The organism is Sphaerospermopsis reniformis (assembly GCF_005402885.1).
Classification (GTDB): domain Bacteria; phylum Cyanobacteriota; class Cyanobacteriia; order Cyanobacteriales; family Nostocaceae; genus Sphaerospermopsis; species Sphaerospermopsis kisseleviana.
The window spans coordinates 1-810 of the sequence record NZ_BJCE01000522.1 but is presented as its reverse complement, the minus strand read 5'-3'; the positions used below and the strand labels follow the sequence as shown (position 1 = coordinate 810).

1 protein-coding gene is annotated in these 810 nt (G+C 30.2%); it reads right to left on the bottom strand.

What is annotated here, in order from left to right:
* Positions 1-158 precede the first annotated feature (158 nt).
* Positions 159-575, bottom strand: a complete 417-nt coding sequence (locus FFR48_RS28180) for a deoxyribodipyrimidine photo-lyase (RefSeq protein WP_137669606.1) — start codon at positions 573-575, stop codon at positions 159-161.
* Between the last annotated feature and the right edge of the window lie 235 nt (positions 576-810).

Sequence of the window (810 nt, the reverse complement as noted above, 5' to 3'; positions counted from 1 at the left end):
TAAAATTGCTATTTCTTGAGCTTTTTGTTGTTGTTCTAGTAAAAAATTTTTCATCTTTGTAAGCTGTATTCACCATAGTAGTATAATTATACCATTTATTCACAACTCAAATAGGATTGCTATATCTTCAAAATCAGATTCAGCAGCTAGTTGAATACTTAATCAAAAACATATTTTTCTGCTACTTTCCAATAACGAGAAAACCTCTTTAAATCAATAAATCCATCATAATCAAAAAACGGTTCAACTTCAAATATTTCTAATTTCAATTTCTTTTCAATTTGATTACAAATATCATCAAATTTGGGACTGGGACTATCTGTAGTCACTACTAATTTAGCATCATGTTCCTGAGCAAATTTAATAATTTCCTCTGCGACATTTCCCCGACGAATTTCTACAGGTAATTCCAGTAAACATTCATATATAAAAGTTATCCTTTTTAAACTTAATTGCCATTCTTCGATTAAAGCATCATCCCAAACCCAAATAGCTGGGGTATTGGGATATTCTTGTAAAGCGGGGTTTTCGGGACTTAAACAGTCTCCATTGATCCAGATAATTGGTTTATTCATATCAGATAGTTTTTAACAAAGCTTCTTTAAATTCTATCGCAGTTTGAAAATAAATTTGCGGTTTTTCTGTGTTAATCTGAGTTTAATTGTCAGAATCAGGTGGTTATCCAGGGGAAACGCATCTAATTTAATTTGACAAAATGCAACTTATATGAATACCGAAAAAGGTGATATTAACAAGGTAATATAAAGTTGGTAGATGTATACAAAGAAAATTGAATGGTAAATTCGTTTC